The 17,922-nt window shown below is 72.3% G+C and carries 17 protein-coding genes; 11 read left to right on the top strand and 6 right to left on the bottom strand.

What is annotated here, in order from left to right; all coding sequences use genetic code 11:
* Positions 1-47: 47 nt before the first annotated feature.
* A complete protein-coding gene (locus tag AB0912_RS34715; RefSeq protein WP_366707088.1) occupies positions 48-875 on the bottom strand; it encodes a LysR family substrate-binding domain-containing protein in 828 nt (275 codons plus the stop codon).
* 223 nt (positions 876-1,098) lie between these two features.
* Here AB0912_RS34715 and AB0912_RS34710 point away from each other — a divergent pair, with 223 nt between their 5' ends.
* The 6 genes from AB0912_RS34710 (at position 1,099) to AB0912_RS34685 (ending at position 6,502) form a co-directional block, all read left to right on the top strand.
* A complete protein-coding gene (locus tag AB0912_RS34710; protein ID WP_366707086.1) occupies positions 1,099-1,491 on the top strand; it encodes a DUF5997 family protein in 393 nt (130 codons plus the stop codon).
* 152 nt (positions 1,492-1,643) lie between these two features.
* Positions 1,644-2,672, top strand: coding sequence for an N-acetyl-gamma-glutamyl-phosphate reductase (gene argC, locus AB0912_RS34705; RefSeq protein ID WP_366707084.1), 1,029 nt, complete (start codon positions 1,644-1,646; stop codon positions 2,670-2,672).
* Positions 2,669-3,826 carry a bifunctional glutamate N-acetyltransferase/amino-acid acetyltransferase ArgJ gene (gene argJ / locus AB0912_RS34700; RefSeq protein WP_366707082.1) on the top strand — a complete coding sequence of 386 codons (1,158 nt, stop codon included), beginning with the start codon at positions 2,669-2,671 and terminating at the stop codon, positions 3,824-3,826. The genes argC and argJ overlap by 4 nt, the downstream gene beginning before the upstream one ends.
* Entirely contained in the window at positions 3,823-4,737 is a 915-nt protein-coding gene (gene argB, locus AB0912_RS34695; RefSeq protein ID WP_366707080.1) for an acetylglutamate kinase, read from the top strand. Before argJ ends, argB begins: the two co-directional genes overlap by 4 nt.
* The gene (locus tag AB0912_RS34690; RefSeq protein ID WP_366707078.1) at positions 4,734-5,942 is read left to right on the top strand and encodes an acetylornithine transaminase; all 1,209 of its coding nucleotides are present in this window, start codon (positions 4,734-4,736) and stop codon (positions 5,940-5,942) included. Before argB ends, AB0912_RS34690 begins: the two co-directional genes overlap by 4 nt.
* A gap of 23 nt (positions 5,943-5,965) precedes the next feature.
* Positions 5,966-6,502: an arginine repressor gene (locus AB0912_RS34685; protein ID WP_081223422.1), complete on the top strand. Its 537-nt coding sequence runs from the start codon at positions 5,966-5,968 to the stop codon at positions 6,500-6,502.
* Positions 6,503-6,618: 116 nt separating this feature from the next.
* Here the strand turns inward: AB0912_RS34685 and AB0912_RS34680 are convergent, their stop codons facing one another.
* The 5 genes from AB0912_RS34680 to AB0912_RS34660 all read right to left on the bottom strand — a co-directional run bounded on the left by AB0912_RS34680 (position 6,619) and on the right by AB0912_RS34660 (position 11,117).
* Positions 6,619-7,410, bottom strand: coding sequence for an FAD:protein FMN transferase (locus AB0912_RS34680; RefSeq protein ID WP_366707076.1), 792 nt, complete (start codon positions 7,408-7,410; stop codon positions 6,619-6,621).
* Entirely contained in the window at positions 7,403-8,317 is a 915-nt protein-coding gene (locus AB0912_RS34675) for an FMN-binding protein (protein WP_366707074.1), read from the bottom strand. The genes AB0912_RS34680 and AB0912_RS34675 overlap by 8 nt, the downstream gene beginning before the upstream one ends.
* Before the next feature lie 19 nt (positions 8,318-8,336).
* A complete protein-coding gene (locus AB0912_RS34670; protein ID WP_366707090.1) occupies positions 8,337-9,674 on the bottom strand; it encodes a ferredoxin reductase family protein in 1,338 nt (445 codons plus the stop codon).
* Between the two features lie 156 nt (positions 9,675-9,830).
* Positions 9,831-10,526, bottom strand: a complete 696-nt coding sequence (locus AB0912_RS34665) for a L,D-transpeptidase family protein (protein ID WP_366707072.1) — start codon at positions 10,524-10,526, stop codon at positions 9,831-9,833.
* Between the two features lie 3 nt (positions 10,527-10,529).
* A complete protein-coding gene (locus tag AB0912_RS34660; RefSeq protein WP_366707070.1) occupies positions 10,530-11,117 on the bottom strand; it encodes a pyridoxamine 5'-phosphate oxidase family protein in 588 nt (195 codons plus the stop codon).
* Between the two features lie 154 nt (positions 11,118-11,271).
* Here AB0912_RS34660 and AB0912_RS34655 point away from each other — a divergent pair, with 154 nt between their 5' ends.
* From AB0912_RS34655 to AB0912_RS34635, 5 genes are all read left to right on the top strand, one after another.
* Positions 11,272-12,465, top strand: coding sequence for an argininosuccinate synthase (locus tag AB0912_RS34655; protein WP_366707068.1), 1,194 nt, complete (start codon positions 11,272-11,274; stop codon positions 12,463-12,465).
* A 181-nt stretch (positions 12,466-12,646) separates the two neighbouring features.
* On the top strand, positions 12,647-14,080 hold the full coding sequence (argH, locus tag AB0912_RS34650) for an argininosuccinate lyase (protein WP_366707066.1): 1,434 nt from the start codon (positions 12,647-12,649) through the stop codon (positions 14,078-14,080).
* A 323-nt stretch (positions 14,081-14,403) separates the two neighbouring features.
* Positions 14,404-15,375: an aldo/keto reductase gene (locus tag AB0912_RS34645; RefSeq protein ID WP_366707064.1), complete on the top strand. Its 972-nt coding sequence runs from the start codon at positions 14,404-14,406 to the stop codon at positions 15,373-15,375.
* Between the two features lie 87 nt (positions 15,376-15,462).
* Positions 15,463-16,014 (top strand): helix-turn-helix domain-containing protein, encoded by a 552-nt coding sequence (locus AB0912_RS34640; RefSeq protein WP_366707062.1) that lies wholly within the window; start codon positions 15,463-15,465, stop codon positions 16,012-16,014.
* A complete protein-coding gene (locus tag AB0912_RS34635) occupies positions 16,011-17,528 on the top strand; it encodes an MFS transporter (RefSeq protein WP_366707060.1) in 1,518 nt (505 codons plus the stop codon). Before AB0912_RS34640 ends, AB0912_RS34635 begins: the two co-directional genes overlap by 4 nt.
* The last annotated feature ends 394 nt before the right edge of the window (positions 17,529-17,922 follow it).

The following is a 17,922-nucleotide window of genomic DNA, read 5'->3' as shown; positions in this document are numbered from 1 at the left end:
GCCGCCGTCAGCCGCCGTCAGCCGCCGTCAGCCGCCGTCAGCCGCCGTCAGCCGCGGCGGGGCTTGCCGCGCTTCGCGCCGCCCTTGGGCCCGCCCTTCGCGCCACCCCCGCGGGGGCTCTTGCCCGTGGCCTTGCTTCCCGTGGCCTTGCCGCCCGCCTTGCCCGGGGCGGGCTTGCGGCGCGCACCGCCGCCCGCGTTCTGCTTCCCGGGCGCGGAGGCGTTGGCGCCCTTGGACTTCTGCCCGTCGGCGGCCGGAGTCTGCGCGCGCCCCCGGGTGCTGTTGACCGTCCGGCCGCGCACGATGCCGATGAAGTCCTCGACCAGGTCCGTCGTCCGGTCCTCGGGCCAGGCCAGCGCGACGCGCGACTCGGGGGTGTCCGTGACCGTCCGGTAGGTGAGGTCCTTGCGGTGGTGGAGCCGGGCGAGGGACTGCGGGACGAGGAGGACGCCGATGCCGGCCGCGACCAGCTCGACGGCGTCCGCGGTGGTGGCCGGCCGTTCCAGCGCGGGCCTGCCCGGCAGCTTCTCCCAGTCCAGCGGGTCGTCGAGGGGGTGCAGCACGATGTCGTCGTCGAGGTCGCCGGGGGAGATCTGCTCCACAGCCGCGACGATGTGGTCCTTGGGGACCACGACCACGGTGGTCTCGGTGTAGAGGGGGATCGCGCTCAGGTCGTCCGCGTCGACCGGGAGCCGGACGAAGCCCGCGTCGGCGTCGCCGCCGCGCAGGAGCCCGTAGATCTCGTCGGGGGACGCGGGTACGAGAGACAGCGGCACGTCCGGCAGTCGCTCGTGCCAGATCCGCACCCACTTCGAGGGCGTCACCCCCGGGACGTAAGCGAGCCTGAAGGAAGGGGATGCGTCGGAGCCGGTCACCTGGTCAGGTTACCCGGCGTGGCCGGGGCGGCCCCACCCGCGAGGGGCGGTGGTCGGGCCCATGCGGTCGTACCGGTCTTGGTTGGTGGTCGGCCCGTGCGGTCGTAACGGCCTTGGTTGGTGGTCGGCCCGTGCGGTCGTACCCGCCTTGGTCGGTGGTCGGTGCCGGGCGGGCGCACCGGTCTTGGTCGGCGGTCGCTCGCGCGCTCGATACCCTGGACCCATGAGTTCGCACCAGACCACCCAGACGATGAAGCCCGCCACGGCGGCCAAGAAGCTGGGTGTGTACCTCGAGGCCACCCCCGCCGAGTTCCAGGAGGGTGTCGTCTCCCGTGCCGAGCTGAACGCGCTGCAGGCCGACCCGCCCGAGTGGCTTCAGGAGCTGCGCCGCAACGGCCCGCACCCGCGCCCGGTCGTCGCGGCCCGGCTCGGCGTCTCCATCGCCGGTCTCGCCCGCGGCGGCGTCACCGAGGCGCTCACCACCGAGCAGATCGACGCGCTCAGGGACGAGAACCCCGACTGGCTGCGCCGCGAACGCGCCACCCAGGCGGAGGTCCGCAAGGAAGCGGCCCGCATCAAGGAAAAGAACGCGGAGCAGGCCGCCAAGCACTCCTGACCGACCGCTAGGCCCCGCCGGGCACCACGACCGCCTCTCAGCCGTTGACGGCAGGGGGGCGGTCGTCGTGTGTGCGGGGGACAGTGACCGGTGCGGGGATTGCATAAACGTGCAGCGAAACGTATAGTCATGCCATCTAGGAGGAGGGTTCAATGGTGGTACGCGCGGCAGTGGCGGGGGCGAGTGGGTATGCGGGCGGGGAACTGCTGCGTCTGCTCCTCACGCACCCCGAGATCGAGATCGGCGCCCTGACCGGCAACTCCAACGCGGGCCGGCGGCTCGGCGCGCTCCAGCCGCATCTGCCGCCGCTCGCCGACCGCGTCCTCGCCGAGACGACCCCCGAGGTCCTCGCCGGGCACGACGTGGTGTTCCTCGCGCTGCCCCACGGGCAGTCCGCCGCCGTCGCCGAGCAGCTCGGCCCCGACGTCCTCGTGGTCGACATGGGTGCCGACTTCCGGCTCAAGAACCCGGCCGACTGGGAGCGCTTCTACGCCTCCCCGCACGCCGGGACCTGGCCCTACGGCCTCCCCGAACTGCCGGGTGCCCGCGCCGCGCTGGAGGGGTCCAAGCGCATCGCGGTACCCGGTTGCTATCCCACCGCCGCCTCGCTGGCCCTCTTCCCGGCGTACGCGGACGGCCTCGCGGAGCCGGAGGCCGTGATCGTCGCGGCCTCCGGCACCTCAGGAGCGGGCAAGGCGCCCAAGGCGCACCTGCTCGGCAGCGAGGTCATGGGCTCGATGACGCCGTACGGCGTCGGAGGCGTCCACCGGCACACCCCGGAGATGATCCAGAACCTCAGCGCCGCCGCCGGCGAGAGCGTCACCGTCTCCTTCACCCCGACGCTCGCGCCGATGCCCCGCGGCATCCTCGCCACGTGCAGCGCCAAGGCCCGGCCCGGCGTCACCGCGGACGCCGTACGCGCCGCCTACGAGAAGGCCTTCGCCGACGAGCCGTTCGTCCGCCTGCTCCCCGAGGGACAGTGGCCCGCCACCGCGTCCGTCTACGGTTCCAACGCCGTTCAGGTCCAGGTCGCGTACGACGCCGCCGCGCACCGCATCATCGCGGTCAGCGCCATCGACAACCTGACCAAGGGCACCGCGGGCGGTGCCGTCCAGAGCATGAACCTCGCGCTCGGCCTTCCCGAGGAGCTGGGGCTCTCCACGATCGGAGTCGCACCGTGAGTGTCACGGCAGCACAGGGATTCACAGCGGCCGGAATCGCCGCCGGAATCAAGGAGAACGGCAACCCGGACCTGGCCCTCGTGGTCAACACCGGGCCCCGCCGCGCCGCCGCGGGCGTCTTCACCTCCAACCGCGTCAAAGCCGCCCCCGTCCTGTGGTCGGAACAGGTCCTGAAAGCGGGCGAGCTGACCGCCGTCGTCCTCAACTCCGGTGGCGCCAACGCCTGTACGGGCCCCAAGGGCTTCCAGGACACCCACGCCACCGCCGAGAAGGTCGCCGAGGCGCTCGGCGGCGACACCGGCGCCGGCAGCGTCGCCGTATGCTCCACCGGCCTCATCGGCGTCCTGCTGCCCATGGACCGGCTGCTCCCCGGTGTCGACCTGGCCGTCGCCCAACTCGGCCCGCACGGCGGCGAGAAGGCGGCCATCGCCATCAAGACCACCGACAGCGTGCACAAGACGTCGGTCGTGACACGGGACGGCTGGACCGTCGGCGGCATGGCCAAGGGCGCCGGCATGCTCGCCCCCGGCCTCGCCACCATGCTCGTCGTCCTCACCACCGACGCGGACGTGCCCGCCGCCACCCTCGACCGGGCCCTGCGCGAGGCCACCCGCACGACCTTCGACCGCATCGACTCCGACGGCTGCATGTCGACCAACGACACCGTGCTGCTGCTGGCCTCCGGAGCGAGTGAAGTCACCCCGGAATACGCCGAGTTCGCCGAAGCCGTACGCGAGGTCTGCGACGACCTCGGCCAGCAGCTCGTCCGCGACGCCGAGGGCGCCACCAAGGACATCAGGATCGAGGTGGTGGGCGCCGCGACCGAGGAGGACGCCGTCGAGGTGGGCCGCTCCATCGCCCGCAACAACCTCCTCAAGTGCGCCATCCACGGCGAGGACCCCAACTGGGGACGGGTGCTGTCCGCGATCGGCACCACGAAGGCGGCCTTCGAACCGGACCGGCTCGGCGTGGCCATCAACGGCGTCCGCGTCTGCAAGAACGGCGGGGTCGGCGAGGACCGCGACCGCGTCGACATGCGCTACCGCGAAGTCCACATCCTCGCCGACCTCGCCGCCGGCGACGCCACCGCCACCATCTGGACCAACGACCTCACCGCCGACTACGTCCACGAGAACAGCGCGTACTCCTCATGAGCAATGTGACCCGCAAGCACACCGCTCTGCCCAAGGCACAGATCCTCATCGAGGCGCTGCCCTGGCTGACCCGGCACCGGGGAAAGACCGTCGTGGTCAAGTTCGGCGGCAACGCCATGATCGACGACCACCTCAAGGCGGCCTTCGCGCAGGACATCGTCTTCCTGCACCACGCCGGCCTCAAACCCGTCGTCGTGCACGGCGGCGGCCCGCAGATCAGCGCCGCGCTCGACCGGCACGGCATCGTCAGCGAGTTCAAGGCCGGCCTGCGCGTCACCACCGAGGACGCGATGGACGTCGTCCGCATGGTGCTCGCCGGACAGGTCCAGCGCGAACTGGTCGGACTCCTCAACGAACACGGCCCGCTCGCCGTCGGCCTCACCGGCGAGGACGCGCACACCATCACCGCGACCAAGCACCTGCCCACGATCGACGGACAGTCGGTCGACATCGGGCGGGTGGGCGAGATCACCGCGATCGACACGGGCGCGATCGAGGCTCTGCTCGCCGACGGCCGTATCCCGGTCGTCTCCTCGATCGCCCGGAGCCAGGACGACGGACATGTCTACAACGTCAATGCTGATACGGCGGCTGCGGCACTCGCTGCTGCACTGGGGGCCGAGACCCTCATGGTCCTCACGGACGTCGAGGGCCTCTACGAGGACTGGCCGAACAGTGACGAGGTGATCAGCCGCCTGACCGCATCCCAGCTCGAAAAGCTCCTGCCCGAGCTGGCCAGCGGCATGGTGCCGAAGATGGAGGGCTGTCTGCACGCCGTACGCAACGGCGTGACCACCGCCCGCGTCATCGACGGCCGGGTCCAGCACTCGATCCTGCTGGAGATCTTCACCGACGAAGGCATCGGCACGATGGTCGTGCCGGACGACGAGGAAGCGGGGGACGCCGCATGACCGGCAGCGCCACGAACGAAGAGCTGACCCAGCGCTGGCAGGGCTCGCTCATGGACAACTACGGCACCCCCCGGCTGCCGCTCGTCCGCGGCGCCGGCACGAAGCTCTGGGACGCCGACGGCAGGCAGTACCTCGACTTCGTCGGAGGCATCGCGGTCAACGCCCTCGGACACGGCCACCCCGCGATCGTCGAGGCCGTCGGGCGGCAGATCGCCGAACTCGGCCACGTCTCCAACCTGTTCATCGCCGAACCGCCCGTCACCCTCGCCGAACGGCTGCTCCAGCTCTTCGGCCGCGAGGGCCGGGTGTACTTCTGCAACTCGGGCGCCGAGGCCAACGAGGGCGCCTTCAAGATCGGCCGGCTCACCGGCCGGACCCACATGGTCGCCACCACCGGCGGCTTCCACGGCCGCACCATGGGCGCCCTCGCCCTCACCGGCCAGCCCGGCAAGCAGGAACCCTTCCTGCCGCTGCCCGGCGACGTCACCCACGTCCCCTACGGCGACGCCCAGGCCCTCGCCGAAGCGGTCACCCCGGACACCGCCCTGGTGATCATCGAACCCATCCAGGGCGAGAACGGCGTGGTCGTACCGCCCCCCGGCTATCTGAAGGCGGCCCGCGCGATCACCGCGGCCAACGGCGCGCTGCTCGTCCTGGACGAGGTGCAGACCGGTATCGGCCGCACCGGCCACTGGTTCGCCTACCAGGCCCACGAGGGCGTCCTGCCCGACATCGTCACCCTCGCCAAGGGCCTCGGCGGCGGACTGCCCCTCGGCGCCACCGTCGCCTTCGGCCGCGCCGCCACCCTGCTCAAGCCCGGCCACCACGGCACCACCTTCGGCGGCAACCCGGTCGTCTGCGCCGCGGGCCTCGCCGTCCTCGACACCATCGAGTCCGAGGGCCTGCTGGAGAACGTGAAGCGCGCGGGGGAGAAACTCCGCGACGGCATCGAGGCCGCCGACGGCACAGTGCGCCACCCGCTGGTCGACCATGTCCGGGGCGCGGGCCTGCTCCTGGGTATCGTGCTCACCGAGCCGCTCGCGCCCCAGGTGCAGCAGGCGGCTCAGGACGCCGGTTTCCTGGTGAACGCGCCCGCCCCCGATGTCGTACGGCTCATGCCGCCGCTGAACCTCGGCGATGACGAAGCGGACGCGTTCCTCCAGGCGCTTCCCGGCATCCTCGACGCAGCCAACGGGGACGGATGATCCCGGGAAATGGGACGACGACGATGAGCCAGGCGCAGGACCACGAGCCGGCGGGGCCTGCCGTGCCGCAGACCCGCACCGCACGCCACCGCAGGATCGTGGACATCCTCAACCGGCAGCCGGTGCGCTCGCAGAGCCAGTTGGCGAAGCTCCTCGCCGACGACGGGCTGAACGTCACCCAGGCGACGCTCTCCCGGGACCTGGACGAGCTGAACGCGGTGAAAATCCGCAACAACGACGGCGACCTCATCTACGCGGTGCCGAGCGAGGGCGGATTCCGCACCCCGCGCGCGCCGCTGGGCGAGTCGGCGAAGGAGGAGCGGATGCGGCGGCTCTCCTCCGAGCTGCTGATCTCGGCGGAGGCCTCCGCGAACCTCGTGGTGCTGCGCACCCCGCCCGGGGCAGCGCAGTTCCTCGCCTCGGCGATCGACCAGGCGGAGCTGCACGACATCCTCGGCACCATCGCGGGCGACGACACCCTGCTGCTGATCAGCCGGGGCCCGACCGGCGGCCAGGCCCTCGCCGACCACCTGCTGCGACTGGCCCAGAACGCCCACTGAGACCGCCGCCGGACCGGCCAGCACCCGTACAGCGGCCAGGAGGCGCGCCCCGGTCGGCGGGGCGCGCCTCCTGGCCGCTGTACGGGCGTACAGGCGTACGTGCGTACGGTCACCGGTCAGCCCAGCCGGTGAGCCAATCCGCTCGTGCACCGGACCTCGTCGCCCGCCGTGATCAGCAGGCCCTCCACGTCCGGCAGGGACTCCAGCCAGTCCAGTCCCGCCCGCGAGCCCATCGCGAAAGCCGCCGTCGCCCAGGCGTCCGCCCAGGTCAGCCGGGGGCACACCACCGTCACGGCGACCAGGTCGGTGACCGCCGAGCGGCCGGTACGCGGGTCGACGATGTGGGCGCCGCGCTCGGCGGTGCCCGAGGTCGCCACGGCCAGCTCCTCTGCCCCGGCCGCCGAGACGACCGCGGCCAGCGATCCCGGCCGGAGCGGGTCCGCCACCCCGACCCGCCAGGGGCGGTGGGCGCCCGGGGCGCCACGGAGCTGCACGTCACCGCCCCCGTTGACGCTCACGCCGGTCGCCCCCGCCCGCGTGAGCCGCAGCGCGGCACGCTCGGCCGCCCAGCCCTTGACGATCCCCGTCGGGTCCAGCACGCCCTCGTAGCGCGTGCTGAACCAGCCGTCGCTGACCCGTTCCGCCTCGGCGCCCAGCGCGAGCACCTCGGCGACCTCCGGGTCGCACCCCTCGACGGTGACCTCCCCGCGCGCCAGCCGCGATATCTGGCTGTCCTCGCGATAGGTGCTGAACACCTCGTCCACCCGGTGCAGCCCGGCGACGGCCTCCGCCAGCGCCGCCCGCACCACCGCCGGATCACCGCCCCGCACATCGAAGGAGAACACCGTGCCCATCACCTCCTCGGCGTGCCGCAGCGCCGGCGGCGCCTCCCCGGCGGGCTCAGCCACCGGCCTTGTCCAGCGCCGACTGGAGGGACTTCTTGTAGCCGCCGGAGGTGTAGGTCGCGCCGGAGACGGTGTCGATGTCCGCGCTGCCCGCCGTCACGGCCTCCCGGTTCAGCTTCGGGACGGCGTCCGCGGTGACCTGGGTGCTGCGCCCGCCGCTCGGGGCCTGGACCGTCTCCGCCTTCGTGATGCGCCTCCCCTCCATGACCACGCGGACCTGGACGGGGCCGTACTGCGTCTGGGCGATGCTCCCGGTGATCACGCGGGTCTGCGTGGCGGGCGCCTGGGTGCCCGGAGCCCGCGGGGAGGCCGAGACCCCGGACCCGCCCGCCGAACCCGAACCCGCCGTACCGGGACTCGAACCCGAACCCGCCGTACCGGAACCCGAACCCGCCGTACCGGAACCGGAACCCGCCGAGTCCGAAGACCCCGCGGAACCGGAACCCCCGCCCGTGGCCTTCGCCTTGTCCAGCGCCGACTGGAGCGACTTCCTGTAGCCGCCCGAGGTGTACGTCGCCCCGGAGACGGCGTCGATGTCGGCGCTCTGCGCGGCGACGGCCGCCTTGTTGAGCTTCGGTACGGCCAGGGCGGTCTTCTGGTCGCTGGTCCCGCCGCTCGGCGCCTGGACCGCGTCCGCCCTGACGATCCTGCCGCCGCTCAGCGACAACCGGACCTGGACGGGACCGTACTCGGTGCGCACCACGTCGCCGGTGACGGTCCGGGTGCCGGTCCGCTCGGCGCTGCCGCCCTGCGGCGACTCCTGCCCGGCCACCGTCCGCTGGGGCGCCGCCCCCGCAGCCGCCGCGCCGGCCGGATCGCCCGCCGGTTTGAGGGACAGCAGCAGCACGATGCCGGACACGGTGGCGGCGGTGGCGAGCACGGCGCGCCGTATGGGGTGACTCTTCTTCATCGCTCCCGACTCCCGTCGCTCACATCTCGAACGACTCGTGATGGATGCGCCGGGCGGGGACCCCCGCGCCGCGCAGTGCGTCGTACACCTGCTGTGCGAAGCCGGGCGGCCCGCACATGAAGACGTCGTGGCGTTCGATGTCCGGCAGCTTGCGGCGCAGCGCGTCCGCCGAGATGTCCGGGCGCTCGCCCTCGGGACTGTTCACCGCGTACATCAGCCGGGCCCCGCGCTCCTTGGAGATCGACGCCAGCTCGTCCCACAGGGCGAGATCCTGGGTGCTGTTGGCGCGGTAGAGGAGCGTGATGTCGCCGGAGGCGCCGGGAAGCGTCTCGAACAGGGCCCGCATCGGGGTGATGCCCACGCCGCCTGCCACCAGCAGCACCTTGCCCCGGCTGCGCTTGCCCGCGGTCAGCGCGCCGTACGGGCCCTCGGCCCAGACCCGGGTGCCCGGCTCCAGGTCGCGCAGGGCCGCGCTGTGGTCGCCGATCGCCTTGACGGTGATGCGCAGCATGTTCGGGCGGGGCGCCGCCGACAGCGAGTACGGGTGGGAGCTGAGCCGCATCCCGGGCGCCAGGAACCGCCAGCGGAAGAACTGCCCGGCCTCGGCGCCCATCCGGTGCAGCTTGCGCCCGCTGATCAGCACCGAGACGATGCCGGGCGTCTCCTCGATGACCGCCTCGACGCGCATCCGGTGCTTCAGGTTCAGCCGGATCGGCGAGAGGATCCGGTACCAGAGCACGAGCGCGGTCACCGACCCGTACAGCGCGTACCAGAAGGTCTTGGCGACCGGTTGCACGGCGAAGTCGTTGCCGGTGGAGAGCTGGTGCCAGAACGTCAGGAACACCGCCGCGTACGTCAGCAGGTGGACGTGGTACCAGGTGTCGTACGGGATGAGGCGGCGGACCGGGCCGATGGAGACGAACCCGATGAGCACCAGCAGTCCGGTGCCGATCGCGGCCTTCCCCATGTCGGGGAGCTGCTCGACCGAGTCGACCGTCTGCGCCACGATCGCGCCGAGGCCCCTGCCGGACTGGAGGGCGTAGCCCCACATGGTCAGGAAGAGGTGGGCGAGGACGAGGCAGATCGTGTAGCGGCCGGTCATCGCGTGCCAGCGGGCCACGCGGTCCGATCCGACCCGGCGCTCCAGGGCGGGCACGCGGGCCATCTGGAGCACCACGAGCGCCATCAGGTATCCGGCGAGCAGGCCGGTGATACGGCCCGCGTTGAGAATCCTGCCGGTGTCGTCGGCGATGGACGGCGTGTTGTTCCACCACAGCCAGAGCACCCCGGCGGCGCCCGCCCAGACGGCGAGCAGCAGGGGGACGGCGGGCGAGCGGCGTGGGCGGATACGGCGCATGGTCTGGCGCCGCGCGGCGCGGCCACCGGCGATCGTGGACACGGTTCCTCCGTGTTCGTCCGGGGGGACGGGGGCGAGGGGAGTGGCCCCCTGGCCCAGAGATACGGTCCACGGCGTCCGTGCGTTCACCCGGCGCGGGGACCGCGCCGCCGAACTTCAGTACCGGGTCAGGGCGGTGGCCCCGCTCGTGGTGCCGATGGCGATGTGCGGCTCCCGCGCGGGGTCGGCCCAGGCGAGCAGGCGCCGCATCGTCTCCCGTGGCACGGACACGCAACCGGCGGTGGCGCCGGACCCGTTGACGTGCAGGAAGATCCCGGCGCCGCGCCCGCGCACCGGCCGGGTGTAGTTGAAGCCGATGACGAAGGCGTGCGCGTACTGCTCGCGGTAGCCGATCAGATGCTCGGCCTCGGCGGCCCGGCAGTCCGCGGGGCGCGGCTCGGTCCACCGGTTGTAGGAGCGGGACGCGTTGTCCTGGCACCACCAGGACTCCTGCCGCACCGGACGGTAGGGGACCGAGGTCCCGGCGGGCGCGGCCTCGGTCCCGAACGCGTACGGCAGCTCGTACAGGCCGGTGGGGGTCGTGTTGGTGCCCTGGCGGCGCGCTCCGCCCTCGACGAGTCCGTTCGCCCCGAAGCGGGCGGGGGCGGAGCCCGCGCGCACCCAGTGTCCGTCCCGCCGGTCCCACCAGGTGAGCGTCCCGGAGGTGGCGCTGCCGCGCGGGGCCTGGGCGGTGATGAGCTGGCCGCCGCCGCCGGTGTCGGCCATCAGCTCGGGCAGTTCACGCGGCGGCGGCCCGCCCGGGGCCAGGGCGAGCAGGGACGCGGACGCGAGGGCGAGGGCTCCGAGGCGCATGGCTCAGAACGTACTGGGGGGCAACGGCAGCGGCAGCGCGGGCAGGCCGTCCAGGCTGGTCGCGATGTGCTCCTTCCTGGTGAAGTACGCGTCCAGGGAGGCGTCGTCCTCGCGGGCGAAGCGCTTGCCGTGCAGATCGCGGTCCTGCTCGTAGGCCATGAAGGGGACGCCGTAGCCGCAGGAGTCGCGGAGGAGTTCGGCGGTGACGACGATGACCGCGCGCAGACCGTGCCGGGTGGGGTCGATGCCGGGGAAACGGGTGAGCAGTTCCTTGAAGCGCGGGTCGTCCCGGAAGACGGGTTCGCCGCGGCCGTGCAGCCGGACGATGTTGGGCGGCCCCTGGAAGGCGCACCACATCAGGGTGATCCGGCCGTTCTCGCGCAGGTGCGCGATGGTCTCGGCGTTGCTCCCCGCGAAGTCCAGATAGGCGACGGTCAGCTCGTCCAGCACGGCGAACGAGCCGGTCAGGCCCTTCGGGGAGAGGTTGACCGTGCCGTCCCCGGACAGTGGCGCGGTGGCGGTGAAGAAGAGGGGCTGGGCCTCGATGAACGTTCGGAGGCGGCCGTCGATGCGCTCATAAGTCTTTCCCATGTCCAACGATGATGGCGGAGAATCTTTCGCCTGTCTAAGGATTTCGCGGGGCCGTGATCCCGGTGTTCCGGCTCCTGTCGCGAGCGACGTTGACGAATCATGCAGAGTGCTGCATACTCATGCATGTCAGCGAAGCACTGTTGAGGAGAATCCCGTGACCGAGCGCGTCGTACTCGCCTACTCAGGCGGTCTGGACACCTCCGTCGCCATCGGCTGGATCGCCGAGGAGACGGGCGCCGAGGTCATCGCGGTCGCGGTCGATGTCGGCCAGGGCGGCGAGGACCTGGACGTCATCCGCAAGCGCGCCCTCGCGTGCGGCGCCGTCGAGGCCGAGGTCGCGGACGCCAAGGACGAGTTCGCCGACGAGTACTGCCTTCCGGCGATCAAGGCCAACGCCCTCTACATGGACCGCTACCCGCTGGTCTCCGCGCTCTCCCGGCCCACGATCGTCAAGCACCTCGTCGCCGCCGCCAAGAAGCACGGCGCCACCACGGTCGCCCACGGCTGCACCGGCAAGGGCAACGACCAGGTGCGCTTCGAGGCCGGCATCGTCGCCCTCGCCCCGGACCTCAAGTGCATCGCCCCGGTCCGCGACTACGCGATGACCCGGGACAAGGCGATCGCCTTCTGCGAGCAGAAGCAGCTCCCCATCGCCACCACCAAGAAGTCCCCGTACTCCATCGACCAGAACGTCTTCGGGCGCGCGGTCGAGACGGGCTTCCTGGAGGACATCTGGAACGCCCCGATCGAGGACATCTACGAGTACACCTCGAACCCGGCCGAGGCCCGCGAGGCCGACGAGGTGATCATCACCTTCAAGGAAGGCGTCCCGGTCGCCATCGACGGCAAGCCCGTCAGCGTCCTCCAGGCCATCCAGCAGCTCAACGAGCGCGCCGGCGCCCAGGGCATCGGCCGGATCGACATGGTCGAGGACCGGCTCGTGGGCATCAAGTCCCGCGAGGTGTACGAGGCCCCGGGCGCGATCGCCCTGATCACCGCCCACCAGGAGCTGGAGAACGTCACGGTCGAGCGTGAACTCGCCCGCTACAAGCGGCAGGTCGAGCAGCGCTGGGGCGAACTGGTCTACGACGGCCAGTGGTTCTCCCCGCTCAAGCGCGCCCTGGACGGCTTCATCGCCGAGGCCAACCAGCACGTCAACGGCGACATCCGGATGACCCTGCACGGCGGCCGCGCGGTCGTCACCGGCCGGCGCTCCGACACCGGTCTCTACGACTTCGACCTCGCCACCTACGACACGGGCGACACCTTCGACCAGGCCGCGGCCAAGGGCTTCATCGACATCTACAGCCTGTCGTCGAAGATCGCCGCCAAGCGGGACCTGGCGTAAGCGGCAAGGGGTTTGACGAACCGTCGGTCACGTACGGGGACTTGACGGGGCGTCAACCGCGTAGGGCACGGCGGACCGCCGGTCCGCTGCCCCCGAGCCCCGCACCCACTAGCCTGACAGCCGCCTCCTCACCCCGGTGGGGAGGCGGTGGCACATCCGACCCCTTCGAGGAGCAACGCAAGTGAGCAGCAACAGCGGTGACGTCCGGCTCTGGGGCGGACGGTTCGCCGACGGTCCCGCCGAGGCCCTGGCCAAGCTGTCCGCGTCGGTCCACTTCGACTGGCGCCTCGCGCCGTACGACATCGCCGGATCGCGTGCCCACGCGCGCGTGCTGCACCAGGCGGGCCTGCTCACCGAGGACGAGCTGACCCGCATGATCGCGGGCCTCGACCAACTGGAGGCCGACGTCGCCGACGGCTCCTTCGTCGGCACCATCGCCGACGAGGACGTCCACACCGCCCTGGAGCGCGGCCTGCTGGAGCGGCTCGGCGCCGACCTCGGCGGCAAGCTGCGCGCCGGCCGCTCCCGCAACGACCAGGTGGCCACGCTCTTCCGGATGTACCTGCGCGACCACGCCCGGATCATCGGCGGCCTGATCGCCGACCTCCAGGAGGCGCTGATCGGTCTCGCCGAGGCCCACCCGGACGTGGCGATGCCCGGCCGCACCCACCTCCAGCACGCCCAGCCGGTGCTCTTCGCCCACCACGTCCTCGCCCACGTCCAGTCGCTGTCGCGGGACGCGGAACGGCTGCGCCAGTGGGACGAGCGGACCGCCGTCTCCCCGTACGGCTCCGGCGCCCTGGCCGGTTCCTCCCTCGGCCTCGACCCGGAGGCGGTCGCCAGGGACCTCGGCTTCGAGCACGGCAGCGCCGCCAACTCCATCGACGGCACGGCCTCCCGCGACTTCGTGGCGGAGTTCGCCTTCATCACCGCGATGATCGGCGTGAACCTCTCCCGGATCGCCGAGGAGGTCATCATCTGGAACACGAAGGAGTTCTCCTTCGTCACCCTCCACGACGCCTTCTCCACCGGCTCCTCGATCATGCCGCAGAAGAAGAACCCGGACATCGCCGAGCTGGCGCGCGGCAAGTCGGGCCGTCTGATCGGCAACCTGACCGGCCTGCTGGCCACGCTCAAGGCGCTGCCCCTCGCCTACAACCGCGACCTCCAGGAGGACAAGGAGCCGGTCTTCGACTCCTGCGACCAACTGGAGGTCCTGCTCCCGGCGTTCACCGGCATGATGGCCACGCTGACCGTGCACCGCGAGCGCATGGAGGAACTGGCCCCGGCGGGCTTCTCCCTCGCCACCGACATCGCCGAGTGGCTGGTCAGGCAGGGCGTGCCCTTCCGGGTCGCGCACGAGGTCGCCGGCGAGTGCGTGAAGGTCGCCGAGGCGGACGGCAAGGAACTGGACGAGCTGACGGACGAGCAGTTCGCGAAGATCTCCGCCCATCTGACCCCGCAGGTGCGGTCCGTCCTGAACGTGCCCGGCGCCCTCGCCTCCCGCGACGGCCGCGGCGGCACGGCACCCAGCGCGGTCGCCGTCCAGCTCGCCGACATCAAGGCGGACGTGGCGGCCCAGCAGAGCTGGGCGCTGGCCAAGCGGAAGCAGTAGCCCGGCACGCCGGGGCGGGCGCCCTGGGTGAGCCGCACAGGGTGTGCCGTGAGCGAGCGGGCGGGCGCCGTACGCCGGTGCGTCGAGCGGGTCGTACGCCGCGGGGCCACGGGTGCCGTACGGCGGAGGGCGGCGCGGGTGCCGTACGGCGGACGGCGTCGAGGTTGTCGTATATGGCCGGGGTGCCGAGGGCGCCGTACGGCCGGGTGCCGAAGGCGTCGAGGGTGTCGTAAGGCCGGGGCGCCGAGGGTGTCCGTACGGCGGAGGGCGTCGCGGGTTACGTTGGTCGGAGCCGTAGAGGAGCCGACCGAAACGGAGCCGCGATGCCCTTCACCCGCCTCGCCGCCGCCACGACGCCCACCGCCCGCATCGGTCTGGGCCTCGCCGCCGTCGGCCGCCCCGGCTACATCAATTTGGGCCGCGAGGAGGACCTCCCGGCCGACCGCAGCGTCGACGCCCTGCGCGAGCGCACCCACGAACTCCTCGACGCCGCCTACGCCCAAGGCGTGCGCTACGTCGACGTGGCCCGCTCCTACGGCCGCTCCGAGGAGTTCCTCGCCGACTGGCTGCGCGGCCGGCCCGAGGCCGCGGACGTCGTCGTCGGCAGCAAGTGGGGCTACACGTACACCGCGGGCTGGCGCACCGACGCCGAGGCGCACGAGGTCAAGGACCACTCTCTCGCCACCTACGAGAGGCAGCGCGCCGAGACCGGCGAACTGCTCGGCGAGCGTCTCGACCTCTACCAGATCCACTCGGTGACCCCGGACAGCCCGGCCCTCACCGACAAGGAACTGCACGCCGCGCTCGCCGGGGCCGCGGCCCAGGGGCTGTCGATCGGCTTCTCCACCAGCGGGCCCGCGCAGGCCGACGCGATCCGCGCCGCGCTCGCCGTGACCGTCGACGGCGCCCCCCTCTTCCGTACCGTCCAGTCCACGTACAACGTCCTGGAGACCTCCGCCGGGCCCGCGCTCGCCGAGGCCCACGACGCCGGGCTCACGGTGATCGTCAAGGAGGGCATGGCCAACGGCCGGCTCGCGGAGCCGCACGCGCCCCAGGCGCTGCGTTCCGTCGCGGCCGAGACCGGCCTCGGCTGCGACGCGGTCGCCCTCGCGTTCGTCCTGCGGCAGCCCTGGGCGGGGGTGGTGCTCTCCGGCGCGGCCACCGCCACACAGCTCGCCTCCAACCTGCACGCCGCCGTCGTCGACCTCGACGAGGACCAGCTCGGCCGCCTCGCCGCCCTCGTGGAGGAGCCCGGCGCGTACTGGGAGCGCCGCGGGCAGCTTCCCTGGCACTGAGCCAGATTCTGGGCGTCACCCCCGTACGCATGAGACGTGCATGCTCCTTGTGAGACAACTCTGTCTCATATGGGGTACGGTTGTCTCATGGCTGTCGATCGTGACCACGTGCTGCGCAGCGCAGCCGCCCTGCTGACCCGCAAATCCACCGCGACCATGGACGAGGTCGCCAAGGCCGCCGGGATCAGCCGGGCCACGCTGCACCGCCAGTTCGCCGGGCGTGACGCGCTCGTACGGGCGCTGGAGGCGCTCGGCATCGAAGAGTGCGAGGCGGCTCTCGACGCCGCCCGGCTGGACGAGGGCACCGCCCAGGAAGCCGTGCGCCGCCTGGTGAAGGAACTGGAACGCGCGGCCGGACTGCTCTCCTTCCTCTACACGGAGAACCAGCTCTTCGAGGGGGAGGGCCAGCACGAGGGCTGGGAGCGGCTCGACGCCCGGATGGCGGCGCTGTTCAGGCGCGGCCAGGAGAGCGGCGAGTTCCGCATCGACCTCACACCGCCCTGGCTCACCGAGGCGCTCTACGCCCTCATGGCCTCCGCGTCCTGGGCCGTCACCGACGGCCGGATCGCCGCCAACGACTTCCACCACATGATCGTCGAGCTGCTGCTCGGCGGAGCGCTCCGGAGAGAGGAACCATGACCAGCACCCTGCAGCCGGCCGTCGCGGCAAAGGCGGAGAAGCGCCCGGGCCGCTGGCTCGCGCTCTCCGTCCTCGCCCTCGCCGTGCTGTTGGTGGCCGTCGACGCGACCGTCCTCGGCCTCGCGACCCCGTACATCAGCGAGGACCTGAAGCCCTCCGGCACCCAGCTCCTGTGGATCGGGGACGTCTACTCCTTCGTCATCGCCGGACTGCTCGTCTCCATGGGCAGCCTCGGCGACCGCATCGGCCGCAAGAAGCTGCTGCTGATCGGCGCGACGGCGTTCGGGCTGATATCCGTGCTCAACGCGTACGCCACCACACCCGGGATGATGATCCTGGCGCGGGCGCTGCTCGGTGTCGCGGGCGCGACCCTGATGCCCGCCACCCTCGGCCTGATCCGCAACATCTTCCACGACCCGCGCGAGCGCAGCCTCGCCGTCGGCATCTGGGGCGCGACGGCCTCGGCGGGCACCGCGGTCGGCCCCGTCGCCGGCGGTTTCCTGCTCGAACACTTCTGGTGGGGATCGGTCTTCCTCATCAACCTGCCCGTGATGGTGGTCCTCGTCCTCGTCGGCAGCAAGCTGCTCCCCGAGTCGAAGAGCCCGAGCCACGGCCCCTGGGACCTGATCAGCGTGACGCTGTCCCTCGTCGGGGTGATCGGCGTGGTGTACGCGGTGAAGGAGGCCGCCGCGCACGGCCCGAGCGGCCCGGTGTTCGCCACCGGCCTGCTCGGCACGGCCGCGCTCGTCTGGTTCGTACGACGTCAGCTGACGCTTCCCGCACCCCTGCTGGACGTCCGGCTCTTCCGGCACCGGGGCTTCTCCGGTGCCGTGCTCGCCGACCTGTTCACCGTGCTCGGCCTGTCCGGGCTGGTGTTCTTCCTCTCCCAGTACCTGCAACTCGTCCAGGGCCGCGGCCCGTTCGAGGCCGGCCTCGCCGAGATCCCGGCCGCCGTCGGCGCGGTCGCCGCCGGTCTGGTCGCGGGGCGCTACGCCCGCCGGTTCTCGGTGCGCGTCGTCGTCTCCGGCGGCCTCGCCGCGGTGGGCCTCGCGCTCGGCACGCTGACCCTGCTCGGCCAGTCCACCGGCTACCCGGTGCTCGGCGCCGCGCTGCTCGTCGTCGGCATCGGCGCGGGCTTCTCGTTCACGGTGACGGCCGACGTCATCCTGTCGACCGTGCCCAAGGACCAGGCGGGCGCCGCCTCCGCGGTCTCCGAGACGGCGTACGAACTCGGCGCGGCCCTCGGCATCGCCCTGCTCGGCTCCGTCGTGACCGGCGTCTACGCCGGCTTCACCGGCCCGGCCGGCACCCCCGCCGCGGCGCACGAATCGCTGGGCGGAGCGGTGGAGGCGGCGGCCAGCCTGCCCGCGCCGACCGCCGAGGCGATGCTCGGCGCGGCCCGCGAGGCCTTCGTGGACGGCCTGGCCCTGGCCTCGGGCGCCGGAGCGGTGGTGCTGCTCGGCACCGCCGTGGCCGCCTGGTTCCTGCTGCGCGGGCAGCGGCTGGAGTCCTGACCACTCGCGCCCGGTCGGCGCGCGCCCGGCCGCCGGACGGAGGCGGTTACCGGCGCCGGACGGGCGCGTGACCGGGTGCCGGTCGGGTGCGGGATCGGGTGCCGGTCGGGTGCGGGATCGGGTGCCGGACGGGCGCGGTTCCAGTCGCCGGTCGGACGCGGTTCCAGTCGCCGGTCAGGCGCGGGACCGTGCGCCGGTCCGCGCGGACGAAGTGGCCTCGGTACGAACGGGGCGGGCCCCACCGGTCGATGCCGGTGGGGCCCACCCCGTTCGTGATGTGTGCGGGCGGGCCGCCAGGTCCTAGGGCGTGTCCGCAATGTCGGTGGGTCGTTGGTCCGTTCGTGGTGCGTCGTCATGAAGTGACTGATCAGGCTTGGGCGGTGATCGGGCCGTT

Source organism: Streptomyces sp. NPDC007084 (assembly GCF_040703595.1).
Lineage (GTDB): Bacteria > Actinomycetota > Actinomycetes > Streptomycetales > Streptomycetaceae > Streptomyces.
Note: the sequence above shows the minus strand (reverse complement) of the source record. Positions and strands in the feature narration are given on the sequence as shown.

Bases quoted from the DNA above. Each gene is read 5' to 3' on its own strand.
- AB0912_RS34710 (WP_366707086.1), top strand. From the start codon at position 1,099: ATGAGTTCGCACCAGACCACCCAGACGATGAAGCCCGCCACGGCGGCC.
- argC (WP_366707084.1), top strand. From the start codon at position 1,644: ATGGTGGTACGCGCGGCAGTGGCGGGGGCGAGTGGGTATGCGGGCGGG.
- argB (WP_366707080.1), top strand. From the start codon at position 3,823: ATGAGCAATGTGACCCGCAAGCACACCGCTCTGCCCAAGGCACAGATC.
- AB0912_RS34690 (WP_366707078.1), top strand. From the start codon at position 4,734: ATGACCGGCAGCGCCACGAACGAAGAGCTGACCCAGCGCTGGCAGGGC.
- AB0912_RS34685 (WP_081223422.1), top strand. From the start codon at position 5,966: ATGAGCCAGGCGCAGGACCACGAGCCGGCGGGGCCTGCCGTGCCGCAG.
- AB0912_RS34675 (WP_366707074.1), bottom strand. From the start codon at position 8,317: ATGAAGAAGAGTCACCCCATACGGCGCGCCGTGCTCGCCACCGCCGCC.
- AB0912_RS34670 (WP_366707090.1), bottom strand. From the start codon at position 9,674: ATGCGCCGTATCCGCCCACGCCGCTCGCCCGCCGTCCCCCTGCTGCTC.
- AB0912_RS34665 (WP_366707072.1), bottom strand. From the start codon at position 10,526: ATGCGCCTCGGAGCCCTCGCCCTCGCGTCCGCGTCCCTGCTCGCCCTG.
- AB0912_RS34660 (WP_366707070.1), bottom strand. From the start codon at position 11,117: ATGGGAAAGACTTATGAGCGCATCGACGGCCGCCTCCGAACGTTCATC.
- AB0912_RS34645 (WP_366707064.1), top strand. From the start codon at position 14,404: ATGCCCTTCACCCGCCTCGCCGCCGCCACGACGCCCACCGCCCGCATC.
- AB0912_RS34640 (WP_366707062.1), top strand. From the start codon at position 15,463: ATGGCTGTCGATCGTGACCACGTGCTGCGCAGCGCAGCCGCCCTGCTG.
- AB0912_RS34635 (WP_366707060.1), top strand. From the start codon at position 16,011: ATGACCAGCACCCTGCAGCCGGCCGTCGCGGCAAAGGCGGAGAAGCGC.